This window comes from Halolactibacillus miurensis, assembly GCF_900116255.1.
GTDB classification, from domain to species: Bacteria; Bacillota; Bacilli; order Bacillales; family Amphibacillaceae; genus Halolactibacillus; species Halolactibacillus miurensis.
Genome location: NZ_FPAI01000015.1, coordinates 39,340 through 61,377, shown reverse-complemented (window position 1 = coordinate 61,377; position 22,038 = coordinate 39,340). Strand labels below are relative to the sequence as shown.

Genomic DNA, 22,038 nt, shown 5'->3' with positions numbered 1-22,038 from the left:
AATGATAGAAGTTATTGGTGTCAGATTTAAGAAAGTAGGGAAAATATATTATTTTGACCCGGCTAACCTTCAGATAGATAAAGACGACTATGTCATCGTCGAAACCGCACGTGGCGTTGAGTTTGGTAAAGTCGTGCTAGAAAAGAAACAAGTAGAAGAAACAGACGTCGTGATGCCGCTGAAAAAAGTCATCCGGCTAGCAACAGAAAAAGATAAACATATCGTATTAGAAAATAAAGACAATGCAAAAGAAGCGTATCTTACGTGTGAAAAGAAGATTAAGGCACATCAGCTTGATATGAACTTAGTTGATGTCGAGTATACGTTTGACCGTAATAAAGTGATTTTTTATTTTACAGCAGATGGCCGCGTCGATTTCCGTGAACTCGTTAAAGACTTGGCATCGGTATTTAAAACCCGCATTGAATTACGTCAGATTGGTGTGAGAGATGAGGCTAAGTTACTTGGCGGTATTGGTCCGTGTGGGCGGATGCTTTGTTGTTCAACTTTTTTAGGAGACTTTGAACCGGTGTCGATTAAAATGGCTAAAGATCAAAACCTTTCACTCAACCCGACAAAAATTTCAGGATTATGCGGCCGCTTAATGTGCTGCTTAAAATATGAAAATGATGAGTATGAACAAGCAAAACGCGAACTGCCAGACGTCGGTCAAAAACTAACAACACCACTCGGCCGTGGACGTGTTGTTGGATTAAATATACTAGAACGTATCATTCAAGTTGAGATTAAAGAACTTGAACGTGTCGTTGAATATACGTTAGATGAACTGATTGAAGCAGGGGTTCTAACAACGTCATAATGAGAAAAGGTGGTGGGTGTGATGAACATGAATAGAAAAGAAGTGTTTGAACAAGTGTCAGATATGGAAGAACAGATTGGTCAACTGTATCAACAGCTGGGTGATTTAAAAACACATTTAAGTGAATTACTAGAAGAAAATCATCGATTGGCGCATGAGAATCATCACCTACGTCAACGCCTCGATCAATCGATTGAAGAAACAGCTGAACGCGATCAACAAAGAGAAACAACAGAACGACGGACGGTCGATAATATCGGTGAAGGTTATGACAATTTAGCGCGTCTATATGAAGAAGGTTTTCATATATGTAATGTGCACTTTGGTAGTCCAAGACAGAACGAAGATTGTTTATTCTGTTTATCGTTCTTAAATAAGACAAAAGATTAAATAGAATATAGCAAAAAAGGCTGGGGATCTTCTTATAGATGCCAGTCTTTTTTTAAGGAAGTGTGGTGCAAGCGTGGAACTGTATGAAGATGAACGTTTAGATTATTTATTTACCGATGAATCGATGCAGATTATTCAAAGCCCGTCAGTTTTTTCTTATTCAATTGATGCCGTGTTACTCGCTCACTTCAGTTCACTGCCGAAAAAACGCGGGAAAATTTTAGATTTATGTAGCGGTAATGGGGTTGTCCCTTTACTTATGAGTCGTTATACGACACGTCCCATTGACGGGATAGAGATTCAAACCAAGTTACATGATATGGCGATGCGCAGTATTCGTTTAAACGATAAACAAGATCAAATTATGATGCACCTTGGCGATTTAAAAGACTTACCGGACCATTATAAGAATGATAAATTTGATTTGGTGACCGTAAATCCTCCTTACTTTGATACAGCGAGTGATGCCCATCATAACTTAAATGAGCATCTCACGATTGCCCGTCATGAAGTGACAACGTCACTTGAAACAGTTATTGAGACGGCAAGTAAACTGACGAAATCCGGTGGGAAAATGACGATGGTCCACCGACCTGATCGACTGGTCGATATCTTTTTGTTGATGCGTCAATATAAGCTTGAGCCTAAACGCATGCAACTTGTCTATCCAAAGCGCGATAAAGAAGCTAATATTGTCTTAATTGAAGCGATGCGCGATGGCAAAAAAGCGTTAAAAACGTTACCACCTTTCTATGTGTTTAATGATGAAGGGACGTATACAGAGGAGTATTTGCGTCTTGTGTACTAAACATGTGGTCTATATTTTAGAATGTGACGACCAGACGCTGTATACCGGTTATACGAATCGCTTAAGTTATCGTTTAAAGCAACATAGGCAGGGAAAAGGGGCAAAGTATACAAAGGGAAGAGGGCCACTTTTGTTACGCTATGCCAATAGCTTTGAGACTAAAACGCTCGCCTTAAAAGAAGAATATCGCATTAAGCAATTATCGAAACGACAAAAACAAGCACTCATTAAAACAGGAGGCAATATCGATGTGGACACAGAACAGTTATGAAGAAAGTGAACAAGGTAAGTTATTCATTGTGCCAACACCGATCGGTAACTTACAGGATATCACCTTACGCGGGTTAGAGACGTTAAAAATAGCTGATAAAATTCTTGCTGAAGATACGCGCAACACAAAAAAATTACTGAATCATTTTGAGATAACAACCCCACTTCTTAGTTATCACGAACATAGTGATCAAAAGAAAATTGATCAGATCCTCGCCGCACTTGAAAGTGGCACAACGTTTGCGTTAGTGAGTGACGCCGGTATGCCAGGTATTTCTGACCCAGGTGAAGTATTAATCAAGCAAGCGATTGAACGCGAGATTGATTGTATTGTGTTACCCGGGGCCAATGCAGCCCTCGTTGCGCTTGTTGGTTCAGGCTTACCGACGAAACAGTTTTATTTTTACGGTTTTTTACCACGAAAAAATAAAGAGATCAAACAAGCGTTTGAAGAAATCAATAAACAAACGGCGACGATTCTTCTTTACGAATCACCGTATCGTTTAACGGATACGTTAATGGCCATTAAAACACATCTCGGGGACCGACAAGTTGCTGTAGGTCGTGAGTTAACGAAACGTTTTGAAGAGTTTAGCCGTGGGATGATTGATGATGTGATTAACTGGTCAAGTAGTAAAGAGATTAAAGGTGAATGCTGTATTGTCATCGAAGGACGAACAGAAGCTCTTCTAGATGATTACTGGTGGGAAGACTTATCGATTAAAGATCATGTCGACCACTATATAAACGAGGGTCAAAAAAGTAAAGAAGCGATTAAGCAAGTGGCTACAGACAGAAAACAACCAAAACGTGATATTTATCACGTCTATCATATAGAAGAATCGGAATAACAAACACCCCCTTTGTTGATTGTATCATCAACAAGGGGGTGTTTTGGGTAAATGATGGGCTATTGCTGATCTTATTTAGTCTTGAGCTGATCAACGTATCGCTTGAGTGATTGTTCGAGTTGACTGTTCATACGCTCTACTTTCTTGAATATGAAAAAAGCATCAATAATTAACCAAAGCGCGACAAGCATTAACAGAATAGATCCGATAAAGAATGGTAAGGTGATGATACCCGTTAACGTCAACAATAGTTTGATAATGCCAAGCATTTTTTCTTCTAAGTAGATATGATGCAGACCGAAAAAACCTAAAAAGATCAGTAAAAGATAGCTCACACTTAACTGTTTGCCGTGTCGTAAGATTTCCGTATTGATAAAGGTGCGTTCGGTTAAACTGTATTTCATATGCTTCCTCGCTTTCTAAAATAGTGCTAGTGTTAGTCATACTTTAACATAAGACTGTCATTTTTTCTATAAACTGTATGATCAATCAAAAGGGAAACAAAAAAAGAACTGTTTCCCCCTAATTGGAAACAGTTCTTTTTGTTAGGATGTTTCGATTACTTTGTTAATGATTTGTTGATTTCTTCTACAAGTGCTTTTGCACCTTCTGGAGAAAGAATCAATTTACCATCTGCAAGTGTCAAGTTATCATCAGAAATCTCACCTGTTACTTGGCAAGTCATGCTTGGCTTGTATTTTTGAAGAATGATGCGCTCATCATCTACATAAATTTCTAATGCGTCCTTTTCTGCAATACCTAATGTACGACGTAATTCGATTGGAATTACGACACGTCCTAGTTCGTCTACTTTACGAACAATACCTGTTGATTTCATAAGAAAAACTCCCCTTTATTAATAGTTTGGTATATTTCGACAATACCTATAGTTTAAGATACCATTAATTTCTATATGTGTCAATTGAAAAAACTCGTTTTTTTCGAAAAAAAGGAAAGTAACTGACGTTTTTTGAAATAATCGAATAAAAAACCGTCAATTTTCCCTTATCTGTCTAATAAACCGAAAAAATTGTCTCATGTGAAGAGATTACTTCAAATGTTGGACCTCTCTTCTTACTGGAAGTAGTTGAAGAATGAGGGAGCGATAAATAGGTTTAAAAGGTGTGGCTATAAGGCCTGACGTTTTAGAATCAGTGAATGAATTTACTGTCTCAGCAAAAAAACAGGTAATAACGATGGAAAATTCACCGTAAAAAGGCTACAATATAAAGATATACGTCCATTATTTTCACGAACATTTATACAACTTTAAGGGAGGAACAACCGATGTCAGAGAAAAAAACATTTTATATTACGACACCGATTTATTATCCAAGTGGTAACTTACACATTGGACATGCATATACAACGGTCGCTGGTGATGCGATTGCCCGCTACAAACGTTTAAAAGGTTTTGATGTCATGTATTTAACCGGAACGGATGAACATGGCCAAAAAATTCAAAAGAAAGCCGATGAAAAAAGGATAACCCCGCAAGCCTACGTTGATGAGATTGTCAGTGGCATTCAAGTGCTATGGGATAAGCTTGATATTTCCCATACTGACTTTATTCGGACAACACAACCACGTCATAAAGAAGTGGTTGAGAAAATCTTTAAGCAACTACTTGACCAAGGCGATATTTATTTAGACGAATATGAAGGATGGTACTGTACATCATGTGAATCATTCTTTACAGAACGTCAACTTGAATCAGGCAATTGTCCTGATTGCGGTGGACCAGTAGAAGTCGTCAAAGAAGAATCATATTTCTTTAAAATGAGTAAGTATGTCGATCGCTTGCTTGAATATTATGAACAAAACCCTGACTTTATCCAACCAGAAAGTCGTAAAAATGAAATGATCAATAACTTCATTAAACCGGGACTGGAAGATTTAGCTGTGTCACGTACGACATTTGATTGGGGTATTAAAGTACCTGGCGATGCGAAACACGTGATTTACGTATGGATTGATGCGTTATCAAACTATATTACAGCACTTGGCTACAATACGGATGATGACAGCTTATTTAATAAATATTGGCCAGCGGATGTACACTTAATGAGTAAAGAAATCGTCCGTTTCCATACGATTTATTGGCCAATTATGTTGATGGCATTAGATTTACCTTTACCAAAACAAGTCTTTGCGCATGGCTGGATTCTAATGAAAGACGGTAAGATGTCAAAATCTAAAGGGAATGTCGTTGATCCGATCTCACTGACAGACCGCTACGGACTAGATGCCTTGCGTTATTACTTATTACGTGAAGTGCCCTTTGGCGCGGACGGGGTATTTACACCAGAAGGTTTTGTTGATCGTGTGAATTTTGATTTAGCCAATGATTTAGGTAACTTACTTAACCGTACCGTCGCGATGATTGATAAATACTTCGGCGGAGAAATTCCAGCTTTCACTAAAGGTGAAACGGATATTGACACATCACTTGAGACAATGGCGATGGAGACAGTTACGGGTTATGAGGAAGCGATGGATCATATGCAGTTTAGTGTTGCCTTAAGTACCATCTGGCAATACGTTAGCCGGACAAATAAATATATCGATGAAAATGAACCATGGGTGCTTGCGAAAGATGAAGCGAAAAAAGAACGTCTTGGCAATGTGATGGCTCACTTAGTTGATAGTTTACGCCGGACAGCCGTGTTATTGCGTCCATTCTTAACCGAAACACCAGGGAAAATCTTCAGCCAACTTGGTGTAACAGATGAGGCACTTCAATCATTTGACTCTATCAGAGATTTCGGTGTCGTTAAAGCGGGCACGCGTGTGGATAAACAAGGCCCAATTTTCCCGCGTCTGGATACAGAAGAAGAAGTGGCCGCTATTAAAGCGATGATGACAAAACCAGCGGAAGAGAAACAAACAGAAATCGAGCCAATCAAAGAAGACATTGCCTTTGATGACTTCTTAAAACTCGACGTGCGGGTGGCGGAAGTGATTCAAGCAGAAAAAATGAAAAAAGCCGATAGATTACTCAAAATTTACGTTGATTTAGGCAACGAAAAGCGTCAAATCATTTCAGGGATTGCGAAATTCTATCAGCCAGAAGATTTAGTTGGCAAGAAGGTCCTCGTTGTTGCTAACTTAAAACCGGTAAAATTACGCGGAGAACTATCTCAAGGTATGATTCTAACAGGTGAAGATTCTGACGGAAACTTATCGCTTGCGAGTGTACAAGATCCAAACTTACCAAACGGTTCAGTAGTAAAATAATTTAACGAAGAAAAGAGTCAGATCACTATCCGGTGATTGGCTCTTTTTCATCATGAATAAGAGACAATCACGACAACACGTAAACGATACAAAGAATTAAAGGAGCGAGTAAACGATGTTATTTGATACACATGTCCATTTAAATATTGAACAATTTGATGAAGACCGTGATGAGGTCATTCAACGTGCGAAAGCAGCGGGTGTAGAAAAAATGGTCGTCGTGGGATTTGATTATGAGACGATTCATAAGGCGATGGCTTTAGCAGAACAACATGACTTTATTTATGCGGCGGTTGGTTGGCATCCTGTTGATGCGATTGATTTTACCGATGAAGACCTTTTATGGTTAGAAGAACTCGCGCATCACGAAAAGGTCGTCGCTTTAGGTGAGATGGGTCTTGACTATTACTGGGATAAGTCACCGAAAGACGTACAAAAAGATGTCTTTAGAAAACAAATCGCCCTCGCAAAGAAAGTAAAGTTACCGATTATTATTCATAACCGCGAGGCAACGGACGATGTGATTCAATTACTACAAGAAGAACATGCCGAAGAAGTTGGTGGGATTATGCACTGTTTTGCGGGTGAAGTCGAACATGTCAAGCCATGTCTTGATATGAATTTCTATATTTCACTCGGAGGTCCGGTCACATTTAAAAATGCTAAAGCCCCTAAAGAAGTCGCAAAAGTTGTTCCGGCTGACCGGTTACTCGTTGAAACGGATTGTCCGTTTTTAGCCCCACATCCTCATCGAGGAAAGCGAAATGAACCAGCTTATGTTCGTTTAGTCGCAGAACAAATTGCCAATCTTCGCGACACATCGATTGAAGCAATTGAACAACAAACGACAGCGAACGCGCTTAGACTGTTTGGTATTTAAGTGGGTGAAAAGACAAAAATGAGGGAATGTTACGATTGTGTAACGAAAGGCCTATTTTGTAACCTTTTCTTAATTTACTTGTCATGATACCGCTTTTATGAATGAAAACGTTGATATATCAACGTTTTTTTTGTCACAAATGGCGATTTGGTCGTTTGACACTTCCTTTTAATCCAGCTATAATCTAGACGCACATTAAAAGGAGGCATTTTTTAATGAATCTAAAGTCTAAGCTACCAGCTGTTTTTAAACATAAAGTGTTTATGCCAGTCGTCACAGTACTATTATTACTTGTTGTCGTTGGTTTTGTTGGGCTAGAAGTCACGAAAAAAGATGTTGTGTTTACCCATAATGGAGAGACAGAAACAGTTGTGACACGCGCCGAAACAGTTGAAGCCTTACTAGAAGAGTTAGAGATCAATCCATCAGAAGATGATTATCTCTCACATGAGTTAACAACCAATATTTCGTCAGATATGGAAGTAGAATATAAAGAAGCGGTTGAAGTCGTGGTCAATGATCAGGCGAATACAACCACATATATGACAACAGCAAGTACCGTTGGTGAATTTTTAGAAGCAGAAAATATTCAGGTTGCTTCACACGATGACTTGAGTGTAGCTTCAGATGAAGCTATTACTGACGCATTAACGTTAGACATTGACCGTGCGGTCAAAGTGGCGGTAACGGATGGAACAAATGAAACAGCTGATGTTTATACAACAGCGGATACTGTTGAAGATCTGTTGAAAGAACAACAACTTGAACTATCTGACCTGGATCGAGTCGAACCAGGCATCGAGGAAGCAGTCACAGCGGATATGGCTGTGGATGTGATTCGTGTGGAAGAAGTGACAGATGTTATTGAAGAAGAAGTCGCTTTTTCAACCGTCCGAAAAAATGATAGTTCATTAACAAAGGGCAAAGAACAAGTTGTGGAGTCAGGTTCTAATGGCCTTGTTGAGAAACGTTACACCGTTGTATTAGAAAATGGAGAAGAAGTATCACGTGAATTAGTCAGTGAAGATGTGAAAAAAGAAGCGTCACAACGCGTCGTTGCCGTTGGTACAAAAGCGATTCAACAAGCACCTTCACGTGGGACAAGCTCTGCGGTCGCTGGTAAAACAATCACGATGCATGCCACTGCTTATAACTGGAATTGTGCGACATGTGATGGTCGTGGATTAACGGCGACAGGATATAATGTTAAAGCGAATCCTGACGGTGTCATTGCTGTTGATCCGAGCGTGATTCCACTTGGAACAAAAGTATATGTGGAAGGTTATGGTTATGCCGTGGCCCGCGATACAGGTGGTGCCATTAAAGGTAACCGTATTGATGTGCATATGCGTTCGGTTAGTGCGGCCCAACAATTTGGTCGCAGAACTGTTAAAGTTACTATTATTGAGTAAAGTATGAATGCTAGAACAAGCATTTGTCTAATTTTAACGAGAAGGCGATTGATGTCTTCTCGTATTTTTATTTCCCCTAGAAACTTCTCTAGGGTTTTTGTTTTTTCTTTTTGGATGCAAGTGTGGATGGATTAAGCTATACTAGGGAAAGAATTAATTGAAGGAGCTATAAAGATGCGGATAAAAGAAGTCATTGTTGTAGAGGGAAAAGATGATACAGCAAAAATAAAACAAGCCGTTGATGCGGATACCATTGAAACAAATGGCTCTGCCATTAATCATAAAATATTAACACAAATCAAACACGCAAAAGACGTCCGTGGTGTGATTGTCTTTACCGATCCTGATTACCCAGGACAACGGATCCGTAGTATAATTAATGAACAAGTACCAGGCTGTAAGCACGCCTTCTTAACAAAAGATGATGCGCGCGATAAACATGATCGTGGGATTGGGATTGAACATGCTTCAAAAGAAGCGATACAAAAAGCCTTGGAAGCTGTATATGAAGTCGGTGACACGTATAGATCTGATATAGAAAAGGAAGATCTCATGCGATACGGTTTAATCGGAGGAACTTATGCAAGAGAGAAGCGTGAGGCGCTCACAACGCATTTGAATATTGGTTATGCGAACGGGAAACAATTAATGAAGCGGTTAACAATGTTTCATATCACAAAAAGTGATTTAAAAACAGCGATGAAAGAAATTGAAAAGGAGAATGGCGATGTCTAAAGAAAAGCGGATAGCAACACCATCTATGACGAAACACTATTTAAATCAGTTTGGTTTTCACTTTAAGAAAAGTCTCGGACAAAACTTTCTCATTGATGTTAATGTGTTAGAAAACATTTCAAAAAAAGCAGGTGTCACAAAGGACACAGGTGTTGTTGAGATTGGACCGGGGATGGGCGCCTTAACTGAACAACTGGCTATTGATGCAGATAAGGTATTGGCCTTTGAAATTGATCAACGTCTGAAGCCGATCTTACAAGAAACACTCGCTGACTATGACAATGTGAAAGTAGTTTTTGAAGATATTCTGTCGGCTGATATTGCCCCAACGTTAACAGACTACTTTAACGATACCCAACCGCTTAAATTAGTCGCCAATTTACCTTACTACGTGACGACCCCAATTATTATGAAAGTCTTAATGAATCGTCTACCTTTTGAGAGTATGACTGTGATGATTCAAAAAGAGGTTGCGGACCGGATGAGCGCAAAACCCAATACTAAAAGTTACGGTTCCTTGTCGCTTGCTGTCCAGTATTACACGGAAGCGTCTGTGTTATTTATTGTGCCAAAAACGGTTTTCATGCCACAACCTAATGTCGATTCCGCTATTCTGCATTTGGCGTTTAGAGAGACGCCACCGGTAGATGTTAAAGATGAAGACTACTTCTTCGAGTTGATTCAAGCGTCGTTCCAACAGCGTAGAAAGACGCTTAGAAACAACTTATCAAGACATTTTAAAGAATTGCTCGATAAAGGCACAATTGAAACGTTAGCACAATCGATTGGACTTGATTTAACCCGCCGAGCCGAATCACTTACAATGGAAGAGTTCGCTAGTCTTGCGAATGTATTATATGAAGCTCAAAATAACGCATAAAAGATAATGATGGGCCCCTAACGATACGTTTTTTATCGTTAGGGGTTTTTCACCTTCTTTATGCTAGGTGCATACACTAGCATGATGATGGAGGTGACCGAATGGATATTTCAGTAGGGGATTTGATTACGCGTAAAAGTTATGAGCACGATACGGTCTTTCGGGTGATTGATGTCACTGAGCGCGGTGTCTTGTTGGCGGGAGAAGACGTGCGATTAATTGCTGATGCGCCTTTACACGATGTTGTGAAAATCGATGAGACGTTGAGAGAAACGATAATAGAACAAGCCGATGAACAAAAAGCCTACGCCTTTCGATTGTTCAAACAAGACTATCAATTGATGAAGTTAAAACATACATCGATGCGAATCAATGAAGAGCGCGCCTTTTTATTGCCGGCAAAAGTACTGCACTTAGATGGCGATCAGACTTATTTAAAAAAATGTATAAAGGCTTATCAAAAGTTAGGGATTCATGTCCATGGTTTGTATGTCAAAGAAGAAGAGATGGCCAGTGTGGTTGGAGACTTAATTGAAAAAATCAGTCCGGATATTGTCGTCATTACCGGACACGATAGTTATTCGGAAAAAAAAGGAAAACCAAATGAATTAAAGGCCTATCGTCATACGAAAGATTTTGTGGAAACGGTGCGAGCGATTAGGAAAATCGAACGTCACTTAGATCAGCTCGTCATTTTTGCTGGTGCCTGTCAATCGCACTTTCAATCACTCATTCGAGCGGGTGCAAATTTTGCATCATCGCCTGAACGGGTGAACATTCATGCGCTAGATCCCGTCTATATTGCGGCTAAAGTCTGTTACACATCGTTTATGGACCGAGTAACCCCAGAAGATCTTATTCGTCATACGTTAACAAAGCAAGACGGTATCGGTGGGATTGAAACAAGGGGGTTCTTTCGGACGGGGATGCCGCTGATTGAAGAGGATGACGACTGAACGTTCACAACTTAGCCATAATTGTATAATAGGCGATGGGAAGCACGACTATCGAGGGGGTTTTTAATTGTCTGAAAGTTTAAATAATGACTTTGGTCGCATGAAAAGAAAAAAATATATTGACAAGTAAAATTAATAACTGTTATAATAAATAATTTTATTGACTTCGTTTTTAGTTCGTGCTATAATGAACAAAGTGAGGTGAAGTGTAGTGGCGAAAACGCTGGTTGAGATTAAACGTAGTTTAGATAGTCAGATTGGAAAACGCTTGAAGCTGATTGCGAATGGCGGAAGAAAGAAGACAGTCGAACGGTTTGGAACGCTTGAGGAAACGTATCCGTCAGTCTTTGTAGTAGCATTAGACCAAGATGAAAATGCGTTCGAACGCGTTTCATACAGTTATGCGGATATTTTAACAGAAACAGTTGAGTTAAACTTCATCAATGAAGGCCATATGGTAGCATTAGAGCAGTAATTCGTTACTGCTTTTTTTGTTGGATAAAAACCCGAAGAATTATGAAGATTTTTTGGTTTTCTCTTGCTTAAAACCGTATAAAATGTTATATTTACTTCAAAATATTCGGTTTTGAGGTGAAGGAATGAAACGAAGTGATCGGTTAATCGGAATGACAGAATACGTCCTTGAACATCCGATGGAATTAATCTCGTTACCTTTCTTCTCTGAGCGATATCAAGCAGCTAAATCATCGATCAGTGAAGATTTAACGATTATGAATCAAATGTTACAACATGAAGGCATCGGCCATCTAGAATCAATTTCAGGCGCGGCAGGTGGCGTACGCTATATTCCAAATGTCGCAGCAGATAAGAGCCATCAGTTTTTGTCTGTATTAGCTGAGCGTCTAGAAGACCCGGCCCGCATTTTACCTGGGGGCTATTTATTTATGAGTGATATACTCGGTGAGCCGCAAACGGTCCGTGAGATTGGTCGGTTATTTGCGAGTGCTTTTACCGATCTTGAACTCGATGCGGTTGTGACAGTCGCAACAAAAGGTATTCCGCTTGCCTATGCGGTGGCGAGCTTTTTAAATGTACCAGTTGTCATCGTGAGACGCGATCCGAAAATTACGGAAGGATCAACCGTCAGCATTAATTATGTCTCAGGCTCTTCAAAGAAAATCCAAACGATGGTGCTAACGAAGCGTAGCTTAAAACAAGGAGCGAAAGTCTGTATCATTGATGATTTTATGAAAGCAGGCGGCACGATCGATGGCATGAGAAGTTTGTTGAAAGAGTTTGAAGCAGAAGTGAAAGCTATTGGTGTATTAGCAGAGGCTGAAGATGAAGAAGATGAACGGGTTGTGACAGATTATGTCTCGCTTATTCAAATCTCTCACGTTGATGTGAAAAACCAAAAAATCGAGACGACTATCGGTAATTATTTCGATCATATTCAGTAACGATACGCGCGCTTTCCTTGATCAGAACAAAACAGATGAGAAAAAATGCAAAAAAGTTGAATTTTAGCAGGAATTTATACTTAACATGTTGAATCTATCTATTGTGTGTTAAAACTTATAAGGTGGTGAGCATAATGGAAGTTACTGATGTAAGGTTGCGTTGTGTGGAAAGTGATAGTCGAATGAAAGCCAACGCTTCTATTACGCTAGATGAGGCATTTGTCGTTCATGACATTCGTGTTATTGATGGAAATAACGGCTTATTTGTAGCCATGCCGTCAAAGCGGACACCGGACGGGGAATTTAGAGATATTGCCCATCCAATCAATGCGAAAATGCGCAATCTAATTGAAATTGCCATTCTAGCAAAGTATGAAGAAACATTGAAAGAAGTGGCGCAAGAAGAAGTCGGGGTCTCTTAATTGTTATTCTTATTACCGCATAAAAGCTTCATGCGGCTATCGTGTTTGTTTGATCAATCATGATAGTGCGTCTTGAAGTTTTTTTGTTTTTTTTACTCGTCATTTAAAAAAGCAACGCAGTGATGACGCTTTCAATGGTTCAACCTTTGTTATTTCAATGAAATTCTAAGGAATTGGATTGATTTCACGCACCTTTTAAGATATATTTTAACATGGTATAATTTTATCAAGTACATAATTCAAAACATATCAATAGATTAATCGGAGGTTTCACTATGAGTAAACGATTTGCTGTTATTTTAGCAGCAGGGCAAGGTACACGCATGAAATCCAAGTTATATAAAGTCTTACACCCCGTGATGGGACGACCAATGGTTCAACATGTCTTAGACCAGCTACAATCGCTTGATTTAAGTGAGATTATTACCATTGTCGGTCATGGTGCTGAAAAAGTAAAAGAAGAGCTAGGTGAAGTAAGTCAGTTTGTCTTACAAAGAGAACAATTAGGGACCGGACATGCTGTCATGCAATCGGAAGACTTGCTTAGAGACAAAGAAGGTGTGACGCTCGTTGTTTGTGGGGACACCCCACTGTTAACTAAAGCCACTTTGGAACAAATGTTTCATTACCATCAAGAAAAACAAGCAAAAGTGACCGTGTTAACAACAACGATTCCTGACCCAACAGGTTACGGAAGAATTGTGAGAAATAGTGATGGTGATGTTTCGAAAATTGTCGAACAAAAAGATGCCTCAAAAGAAGAGCTAGCGATCCAAGAAGTAAATGCTGGTACGTATTGTTTTGACAATGCCTTTTTATTTGACGCATTGAAAAATGTGTCTAATGACAATGCGCAAGGGGAATATTATTTACCAGATGTGATTGAAATTGCGAAAAAACAACAAGAAACCGTCGCAGCTTATCAAACAAAAGATGCTGATGAAACGCTTGGTGTGAATGATCGTCTAGCGCTTAGTGAAGCAGAACGTTTGATGAAACAGCGCATCAACAGAGAGCATATGAAAAATGGTGTGACGATCATGGATCCATTAACGACATACATCGCCCCAACGGTTCAAATTGCTTCAGACGTCGTCATTGAGCCAGGGACAAAGATTTTAGGTCATTCTATGATTGGGACAGATTGTGTGATTGGCCCTAATAGTGAAGTTATTGACAGTCATATCGGAGAACAGTCTAAAGTCCTTCATAGTGTCGTACATGACAGCAAGGTAGGAAATCGCGTTAATATCGGTCCATTTGCGCACGTACGTCCAGCCTCAGATATTCGTGATGATGTGAAAGTCGGCAACTTTGTGGAAGTGAAGAAATCTGTTATTGATGATGGTAGTAAAGTATCTCACTTAAGTTACATTGGTGATGCTGAAATCGGTAAGAATGTGAATGTCGGTTGTGGTTCGATTACAGTGAACTATGATGGATTAAATAAATTTAAAACGATTATTGAAGATGATGTGTTTGTTGGATGTAACACGAACTTAATCGCACCGGTGACTGTCGGACGCGGGGCTCTTGTTGCGGCTGGTTCAACGATCACAAAAGATGTACCAGAAGTCGCACTTTCAATTGCCAGAGCAAAGCAAGTCAATAAAGATGGTTACGCTAAAAAGTTAAACAAGCTATTAAAATAATAGCCGTTCATAAAACTAAAACAATCAAATTAAATGGAGGTCTGACAGAATGTCTGTTGATTATCAAGATCGTAAATTAAAGGTGTTTTCACTGAGTTCAAACCCTGAATTAGCTAAAGAGGTAGCGGAACATATTGGTGTACCGCTCGGTAAAAGTTCAGTGACATCATTTAGTGATGGTGAAATTCAAATTAATATTGAAGAAAGTATTCGTGGTTGTGACGTGTACATTATCCAATCGACATCAGCCCCAGTTAACCAGCACTTAATGGAGCTTTTAATTATGGTCGATGCACTAAAACGTGCTTCAGCTGCGACGATTAACGTCGTTATTCCTTATTACGGTTATGCACGTCAAGACCGTAAAGCACGTGCTCGTGAGCCGATTACTGCCAAACTTGTGGCGGATATTATTCAAGAAGCGGGTGCTGACCGCGTGATTACGCTTGACTTACACGCACCACAAATTCAAGGTTTCTTCAACATTCCTGTTGATCAACTTGTAGGGGTTCCCATCTTAGGTGATTACTGGAGCGAGAAAAATCTAGAAGATGTTGTGATTGTATCACCTGACCACGGTGGAGTGAGTCGCGCCAGACAACTTGCTGAGCGCTTAAAAGCACCGATTGCGATTATTGATAAACGTCGCCCACGCCCGAACGTGTCAGAAGTGATGAACATTGTTGGTAAAGTCGACGGAAAAACAGCGATCTTGATTGATGATATGATTGATACGGCCGGTACCATTAGCCTAGCAGCTAATGCGTTAATTGAAAATGGCGCAAAAGAAGTCTATGCTTGTTGTACACACCCTGTTCTGTCTGGGCCAGCGATTGAGCGGATTAATGACTCAGCGATTAAAGAGCTTGTCGTGACGAACTCCATCGTCTTACCGAAAGAAAAGCAAATTGATAAAGTTGTGACATTATCTGTCGCACCACTTATTTCAGAAGCGATTATTCGTGTACACGAAGAGCTATCTGTCAGTGTTTTATTTGATTAATTAAAATTTTATGTTTAATGTGTGCTGCTTGTGGGAATATACTCTAGTAGAATCGCTTCTTTAACGTGCTTAGATAAACTTTAAGCTTATCGATTCTAACAGTTGTTAGATAGAAAAAGAACGAAATTTATTGGAGGTTGACACTTATGGCAGTCAAGTTAAAAGCAGAACGAAGAGATGATTTAAAGAAATCGAATACGAAAGCTATTCGCGATAAAGGATTTATTCCTGCGGTTGTGTATGGTAAAGGAAAAGAAACAATGACCGTTCAAGTCGACAGCATTGAGTTATTAAAAACCGTGCGTGACGAAGGACGTAATGCGATTATTAGTTTAGATGTAGACGGCACATCAGTTGATGTCATGCTACATGAATACCAAGTAGAACCACTTAAAGATCAGCTTGTTCACGCTGACTTTTATATCGTTGATATGAAGCAAGAAATGGACGTTATGGTTCCGGTTCACTTAGAAGGCGAATCAAAAGGTCAAAAAGAAGGCGGCGTGTTACAACAGCCTGAATACGAACTGGAAGTACGTGCAAAACCTGCGGATATTCCAGAAGAAATCTTACTTGATATCTCTGACTTAGAAGTAGGGGATTCGATTATGGTCTCTGACTTAAAAGATGGCAAGAACTATGAAATCTTAGATGATGAGAACACAACCATTGTTGCGGTCACAGCACCAGATAAAGTAGAAGACTTAGAAGAGACGGAAGAAGAGGAAGACTTAGAGCCTGAACTCGTTGGCCAAAAAGGTAGCGGTGAAGGAGACGAAGAATAAACGTCTTACAGATAGCATGCTTATTAAAAGCTTGGATGACTGCGGTCTTCCAAGCTTTTTGATTGTATAATCATCAGATTTTTTCAAAATAAGAAGCACTTAAAAAATGAAAGCTGGGAATGTTGTATGTCATTACTAGAGGATTATATTATTGCTCTTACGAACCTATACGGTATCGTCTCTCCAGAAAAAGTTCAGGAGGTCTCAGCCTACAGATGACATGACATCTAGTTTTGTTACGACGATGCAGGGTTTCTTTGTCTCGAATTTAATTAAAGAGTTTAATTAACTTGATTATTACACGAGTTTAAAGAAAAACAAGCCTTATTACGTGCCGAAGAAACAACCATTACTCAAATATACCGATCCTTATTATAAAGAAAACGGTATCAGTTTGTGTCCCTATAGTTCTCATCGCCATTTATAACCGTGATCTAATAGCCTACCCATCGTTTTTAAAGCAGTGACTTAAAAAACGATGGGTAAAGAGTGATTTCTCTTTCATTTTCATTTGAAAACAAGTAGAATGGTAGTCAGATATAACCAACTGGAGGATGTTAGACAAATGAAATTGATTGTTGGACTAGGAAACCCTGGTCGCAAGTATAAAGATACACGGCATAATGTTGGCTTTATGGTCATCGATGAACTCGCCAAGCGAAAAGGTTGGGGCCTTAATAAAAAGAAGTTCCAAGGTCATTATGCTTATGAAGTTGTCGGCACAGATAAAGTGATTTTATTAGAACCACAAACGTATATGAATTTGTCGGGCGAAAGTGTTAAGCCGCTCGCGGACTTTTATGGGATTAAATCTGAAGATATCGTTGTCGTGTATGATGATTTAGATTTACCAACGGGTAAAGTACGCTTACGACAAAATGGGGGCCATGGTGGTCATAACGGGATTCGATCAATGATTGACCAGTTAGGGACGAAAAACTTTAACCGGGTACGAATCGGGATTGATCGTCCAAAAGAAGGTTTAACCGTCACCGATCACGTGTTAGGTCGTTTTAGTAAATCAGAACGCGCGCTTATTGATGAAAGTGTGGAACATGCCGCAACGGCTTGTGATGCGTTTATAACAGAAGACTTTCAGTCTGTGATGAATAAGTTTAATTAAGCGACGCGCTAATTATATACCATATTAGAAAGAACCCTCTTAGTCATTGACTAATGAGGGCTAGTTGTATTGGTGATGTCTATTCGACATAATCGGTAAAGATTCGTGAAAGCGGGTCGTTTAATGACAGCAAAAGAAGAATAGGTGTAGCTTTGGTCGAATAACCAAAGCCTTTTACTATGTATAGATACAGAAAGGTGGGGATTTCCTTTGCGAGAAATGAACCGATATTTATTAACTTACGATGACGTCAATTCAATGGTTGACGGAGTCAAAAAAGGTATAGGTGAACAGCAAGTATCCGGTCTTCCAGGATCGGCGAGAAGTTTATGGATGGCAAGTATTCAACAAGCCGTGGAAAAACAAACCGTCGTCGTCACACATCACTTATCACAAGCGCAAGCACTAGTAGATGATTTATCCGATCTTATTGGTACGGATCAGGTCTTTTTATATCCGGTAAATGAATTAATTGGGACCGAGATGAGTGTCGCTTCACCTGAATTAAAAGCTCAGCGGATTAAAGCGCTTGTTGATTGGACGAAGCGGGATAACGGTGTCCTCGTTGCGCCTGTGGCTGCTTTAAAGCGGGTCCTGCCGCCAAAGTCTTATTGGGAACAGTTTACACTCGCGTTTAAGGTTGGAGAAGATGTGCCGTTAGCATCTACGATACAGCAGCTTGTCTTAATGGGGTATGAACGAACAGATATGGTAGAAACACCGGGTGAATTTAGTATGCGTGGGGGCATTTTAGATTTGTATCCGCTGACAGAAGATAATCCGGTTAGAATTGAATTCTTTGATGAAGAGGTCGATTCGATTCGTTACTTCCAAGCCGATTCCCAGCGTTCGCTGCATAAAGTCACGGATATTTTTATCTATCCAAACACCGAGCGCTTACTAACGGATGATGACCGGTCAAGACTTGTTGACACGTTACAAACAAAAACAGCGGATCAATTAACCCGGATCAGTGACTCAGAAGGTCAAACACAATTTGAAGCAATGATAGAACGCGAAATTGATGCGCTTAATGATCAACAAAGCTTTGATGATTTATATAAATATAACCAATGGTTTTACCAAGAGCCTGGTAGCTTACTTAACTATTTACCGTCTGATGGCTTAATCTTCCTGGATGAGATCGGACGGATCAATGAAACGCTCGAACAACTTGATCATGAAGAACAGGAGTGGATTGAGTCACTACTCACCCACCGGCGCTTTTTCTCACATGTCAATCTATCATTCAGCAAGGAAGATATAGACGCACAAGCGACCCAGCAAAAAATCTATCTGTCCATTTTCATGCGTCAATTCCCGCATACAAAGCCTGGGAATATCGTAAACGTCCAAGCGCGTGATATGCAGGAGTTTCATGGCCAGATGCCGCTATTAAAAAAGGAAGTCACGCGTTATAAAAAGAGTGATTACTCCGTTGTATTTATGGTGAGAACACCTGAACGCGCAGAAAAAGTCCAAAGTATTTTAAAGGATTATCAAATAGAAGCAGGACTGGCGGATGAGACCACCTCATTGCCGACAAAACAACCGGTTGTCATGATTGGTCAACTCGATCATGGCTTTGAGTTACCGCTGCATAAACTCGCGGTCATTACTGACCGTGAACTATTTAAGTCCCGGGCAACAACACGAAAGAAACGACCGAAGAAAATGAATAACGCTGAGCGGATTAAGAGTTACCAAGAATTAAAAGTGGGTGACTATGTCGTTCATGTGAACCATGGTATCGGTCGTTTTATCGGGGTAGAAACGTTAGAAATCCAAGGGATGCATAAAGACTTTATGCTAATTCAGTATACCGGTGACGATAAGTTGTTTGTCCCAATTGATCAAATCGATATGGTACAAAAATATGTCGGATCAGAAGGAAAAGAGCCAAAACTTTATAAACTTGGCGGTTCTGAGTGGAAGAAGGTTAAAAGTAAAGTCCAAACGAAAGTAGAAGATATTGCCGATGATTTAATCAAATTGTATGCAGAAAGAGAAGCCTCTGTCGGGTATCAATTCAGTGACGATCACTTAATGCAGCGCGAGTTTGAAGATGCTTTTCCGTATCAGGAAACAGATGATCAATTACGTAGTATTGAAGAGATTAAACAAGACATGCAAAAAGCACGACCGATGGATCGGTTGTTGTGCGGGGATGTTGGTTATGGGAAAACTGAAGTAGCCCTTCGGGCGGCATTTAAAGCGATTGTCGAAGGTAAACAAGTGGCGTTCTTAGTTCCAACAACAATCTTAGCCCAACAACACTTTGAGACGGCACTCGAACGTTTTCAAGATTTCCCGGTTGATATTCAGATACTCAGCCGTTTTAGAACGCGCAAACAACAAACAGAAGCACTAAAAGGTCTGAAAGACGGCTCGGTTGATTTAATTATCGGTACGCACCGCTTATTGTCAAAAGATGTTCAATATAAAGACTTAGGTCTCTTAATTGTCGATGAAGAACAGCGCTTTGGTGTGAAACATAAAGAAAAAATTAAAACATTAAAAGCCAATGTTGATGTCTTAACATTAACAGCTACCCCAATTCCGCGGACTCTTCATATGTCGATGCTTGGGGTACGTGATTTATCCGTCATTGAAACACCACCAGCCGACCGGTTCCCAATTCAAACGTATGTAGTGGAGTATAATCCGCTATTATTACGCGAAGCAATTGAGCGTGAAACAGGCCGGGGAGGACAGGTCTTCTTCCTTTATAACCGTGTCGAGACGATAGAACAAAAAGCCCGTGAGATTGAAAGTTTAGTTGAAGGTGTGCGCGTCGGTGTGGCTCACGGCCAAATGAACGAGACCGAACTTGAAAATGTGATGCATGCGTTCTTAAACCGTGAATACGACGTGTTAGTGAGTACGACGATTATTGAAACGGGTGTGGATATCCCTAATGTCAATACATTAATTGTTGATAGGGCTGACCGTATGGGCTTAAGTCAGTTGTATCAATTACGCGGACGTGTCGGACGAAGTAACCGGATTGCGTATGCCTACTTTACGTATTTACCCGATCAAGTGTTAACAGAAGTCGCAACGAAACGTCTTCAAGCGATTAAAGAGTTTACTGAACTCGGTTCTGGTTTTAAAATTGCGATGCGAGACTTATCAATTCGTGGTGCAGGAAATATCCTCGGCGCCCAGCAACACGGCTTTATTGATTCAGTTGGGTTTGATCTCTATTCAGAGATGTTAAAAGAAGCGGTTGAACGTCGTAAACACGGCTTGACCGGTGAGACAGTAGAAGAGGTTAATCCTGAATTACAACTGAAAATAGATGCCTACATTCCTGATATGTATATCTCTGATGGCAAACAAAAAATCAACATGTATAAACGTTTCCGTGTGGTTGAACATGCGGAAGATTTAGTTGACTTAAAGGATGAACTCGTCGATAGGTACGGCGATTATCCTGCAGAAGTTGAAGCGCTCATTCAAGTAACAGAATTACGCATGTATGCTAGACGTGAAAAAGTAGAACTTATTAAAGAACAAAAGAACACGATTTCACTTACGTTATCGCAAACCGCAACAAAGCAGCTATTGTTTGATAAGCTGACCAACTACGTCAATGATTTTGGACGAATGTTGAAATTTAAATTTGAAAATGATCAAGTGATTTTCACCTTTATGTTTGACAAGCGGTCACAAAATGATCGCTACAGTTATGTAAAAGGTTTATTACAGGCGCTGCATGATTTTAAAGGATAAAGATGTATAAATTTCATTTTTTCAACCCACACTAGTCTAAGAGAAGACGAGGAAGAGGGGAAAGAAGATGAAAGCGACAGGGATTATTAGACGTATTGATGACTTAGGTCGTGTCGTGATACCAAAAGAAATCAGACGTCATTTACGTATTAGAGAAAGTGAACCGTTAGAAATTTTTGTGCAACACCAAAATGAAATTGTGTTAAAAAAATATTCTCCTGTTCAGGCACTTGAAGAGATCGCCTTACCGTATTTAAGGAGCATTCACCATGAGCTTGGTTGTCCGTTATTGTTAATGGACCGGGAACAGTTTATTTTAGGTATTGGTTCAGAAACGAAACCACATCTACACCAACCGATTTCTAAACAGTTAGATGACTTGCTTGATAAACGCCAACCAGTGTTAAAAGAGACGAAAGAAACGTTGGTGTTAAGGGAAGGTGCAGAGGCTGACGTGCGGTACTATTTCGTGCCCATCATTAGTGAGAGTAATCAAATTGGTGGCATTTTAGCATTTACCGAAGGGGAAGAATGGCCAAAAGCAACCGCCAATGTCTTAAATATTTTTGTGCATTTTTTAAAAATGCAGCTAGAGATTTAATGGGAACGCGTGACTATACTCACGCGTTTCTTATTTTTGGTTTTTCTTTTGTCATTT

At 39.8% G+C, this 22,038-nt stretch carries 22 protein-coding genes; 20 read left to right on the top strand and 2 right to left on the bottom strand.

What is annotated here, in order from left to right:
* Position 1: 1 nt before the first annotated feature.
* The 5 genes from BM390_RS10010 (at position 2) to rsmI (ending at position 3,139) form a co-directional block, all read left to right on the top strand.
* On the top strand, positions 2–820 hold the full coding sequence (locus tag BM390_RS10010) for a PSP1 domain-containing protein (protein ID WP_089854614.1): 819 nt from the start codon (positions 2–4) through the stop codon (positions 818–820).
* Positions 821–847: 27 nt separating this feature from the next.
* Positions 848–1,210, top strand: a complete 363-nt coding sequence (yabA, locus tag BM390_RS10005; RefSeq protein WP_062321707.1) for a DNA replication initiation control protein YabA — start codon at positions 848–850, stop codon at positions 1,208–1,210.
* A 124-nt stretch (positions 1,211–1,334) separates the two neighbouring features.
* Positions 1,335–2,018, top strand: coding sequence for a tRNA1(Val) (adenine(37)-N6)-methyltransferase (locus BM390_RS10000; RefSeq protein WP_062321705.1), 684 nt, complete (start codon positions 1,335–1,337; stop codon positions 2,016–2,018).
* Positions 2,008–2,289, top strand: coding sequence for a GIY-YIG nuclease family protein (locus BM390_RS09995; protein WP_177220704.1), 282 nt, complete (start codon positions 2,008–2,010; stop codon positions 2,287–2,289). The genes BM390_RS10000 and BM390_RS09995 overlap by 11 nt, the downstream gene beginning before the upstream one ends.
* Positions 2,267–3,139: a 16S rRNA (cytidine(1402)-2'-O)-methyltransferase gene (gene rsmI, locus BM390_RS09990; RefSeq protein ID WP_062321683.1), complete on the top strand. Its 873-nt coding sequence runs from the start codon at positions 2,267–2,269 to the stop codon at positions 3,137–3,139. The genes BM390_RS09995 and rsmI overlap by 23 nt, the downstream gene beginning before the upstream one ends.
* 71 nt (positions 3,140–3,210) lie before the next feature.
* Here the strand turns inward: rsmI and BM390_RS09985 are convergent, their stop codons facing one another.
* Together BM390_RS09985 and abrB are read right to left on the bottom strand one after the other, a co-directional pair.
* Positions 3,211–3,543, bottom strand: coding sequence for an NINE protein (locus BM390_RS09985; RefSeq protein ID WP_062321681.1), 333 nt, complete (start codon positions 3,541–3,543; stop codon positions 3,211–3,213).
* A 155-nt stretch (positions 3,544–3,698) separates the two neighbouring features.
* The gene (abrB, locus tag BM390_RS09980) at positions 3,699–3,977 is read right to left on the bottom strand and encodes a transition state genes transcriptional regulator AbrB (protein ID WP_062321679.1); all 279 of its coding nucleotides are present in this window, start codon (positions 3,975–3,977) and stop codon (positions 3,699–3,701) included.
* A gap of 419 nt (positions 3,978–4,396) precedes the next feature.
* On the opposite strand from abrB, the gene metG reads away from it, so the two are divergent.
* From metG to BM390_RS09905, 15 genes are all read left to right on the top strand, one after another.
* Positions 4,397–6,376: a methionine--tRNA ligase gene (gene metG, locus BM390_RS09975; RefSeq protein ID WP_369676417.1), complete on the top strand. Its 1,980-nt coding sequence runs from the start codon at positions 4,397–4,399 to the stop codon at positions 6,374–6,376.
* A 115-nt stretch (positions 6,377–6,491) separates the two neighbouring features.
* A complete protein-coding gene (locus BM390_RS09970; protein WP_062321677.1) occupies positions 6,492–7,256 on the top strand; it encodes a TatD family hydrolase in 765 nt (254 codons plus the stop codon).
* Between the two features lie 215 nt (positions 7,257–7,471).
* Positions 7,472–8,668 (top strand): ubiquitin-like domain-containing protein, encoded by a 1,197-nt coding sequence (locus tag BM390_RS09965; RefSeq protein WP_062321675.1) that lies wholly within the window; start codon positions 7,472–7,474, stop codon positions 8,666–8,668.
* Between the two features lie 174 nt (positions 8,669–8,842).
* Positions 8,843–9,403, top strand: coding sequence for a ribonuclease M5 (gene rnmV, locus BM390_RS09960; RefSeq protein WP_062321673.1), 561 nt, complete (start codon positions 8,843–8,845; stop codon positions 9,401–9,403).
* Positions 9,396–10,283 (top strand): 16S rRNA (adenine(1518)-N(6)/adenine(1519)-N(6))-dimethyltransferase RsmA, encoded by an 888-nt coding sequence (gene rsmA, locus BM390_RS09955; protein WP_089854607.1) that lies wholly within the window; start codon positions 9,396–9,398, stop codon positions 10,281–10,283. The genes rnmV and rsmA overlap by 8 nt, the downstream gene beginning before the upstream one ends.
* A gap of 101 nt (positions 10,284–10,384) precedes the next feature.
* A complete protein-coding gene (yabG, locus tag BM390_RS09950; RefSeq protein ID WP_062321671.1) occupies positions 10,385–11,239 on the top strand; it encodes a sporulation peptidase YabG in 855 nt (284 codons plus the stop codon).
* 211 nt (positions 11,240–11,450) lie between these two features.
* Positions 11,451–11,714, top strand: coding sequence for a biofilm formation stimulator Veg (gene veg / locus BM390_RS09945; protein WP_089854605.1), 264 nt, complete (start codon positions 11,451–11,453; stop codon positions 11,712–11,714).
* Between the two features lie 124 nt (positions 11,715–11,838).
* Complete coding sequence (gene purR, locus BM390_RS09940) at positions 11,839–12,660, top strand: pur operon repressor (protein ID WP_089854602.1); 822 nt, start codon at positions 11,839–11,841, stop codon at positions 12,658–12,660.
* A gap of 134 nt (positions 12,661–12,794) precedes the next feature.
* Positions 12,795–13,082, top strand: coding sequence for a septation regulator SpoVG (spoVG, locus tag BM390_RS09935; RefSeq protein ID WP_089854599.1), 288 nt, complete (start codon positions 12,795–12,797; stop codon positions 13,080–13,082).
* 275 nt (positions 13,083–13,357) lie between these two features.
* Complete coding sequence (gene glmU, locus BM390_RS09930) at positions 13,358–14,734, top strand: bifunctional UDP-N-acetylglucosamine diphosphorylase/glucosamine-1-phosphate N-acetyltransferase GlmU (protein ID WP_089854596.1); 1,377 nt, start codon at positions 13,358–13,360, stop codon at positions 14,732–14,734.
* Positions 14,735–14,783: 49 nt separating this feature from the next.
* Positions 14,784–15,737: a ribose-phosphate diphosphokinase gene (locus BM390_RS09925; protein WP_062321667.1), complete on the top strand. Its 954-nt coding sequence runs from the start codon at positions 14,784–14,786 to the stop codon at positions 15,735–15,737.
* Positions 15,738–15,883: 146 nt separating this feature from the next.
* Complete coding sequence (locus BM390_RS09920) at positions 15,884–16,522, top strand: 50S ribosomal protein L25/general stress protein Ctc (RefSeq protein WP_062321665.1); 639 nt, start codon at positions 15,884–15,886, stop codon at positions 16,520–16,522.
* Between the two features lie 565 nt (positions 16,523–17,087).
* Complete coding sequence (gene pth, locus BM390_RS09915) at positions 17,088–17,645, top strand: aminoacyl-tRNA hydrolase (RefSeq protein ID WP_089854593.1); 558 nt, start codon at positions 17,088–17,090, stop codon at positions 17,643–17,645.
* 210 nt (positions 17,646–17,855) lie between these two features.
* A complete protein-coding gene (mfd, locus tag BM390_RS09910) occupies positions 17,856–21,380 on the top strand; it encodes a transcription-repair coupling factor (protein ID WP_089854590.1) in 3,525 nt (1,174 codons plus the stop codon).
* Positions 21,381–21,447: 67 nt separating this feature from the next.
* Positions 21,448–21,981: a stage V sporulation T C-terminal domain-containing protein gene (locus tag BM390_RS09905; protein WP_062321662.1), complete on the top strand. Its 534-nt coding sequence runs from the start codon at positions 21,448–21,450 to the stop codon at positions 21,979–21,981.
* Positions 21,982–22,038: the final 57 nt, after the last annotated feature.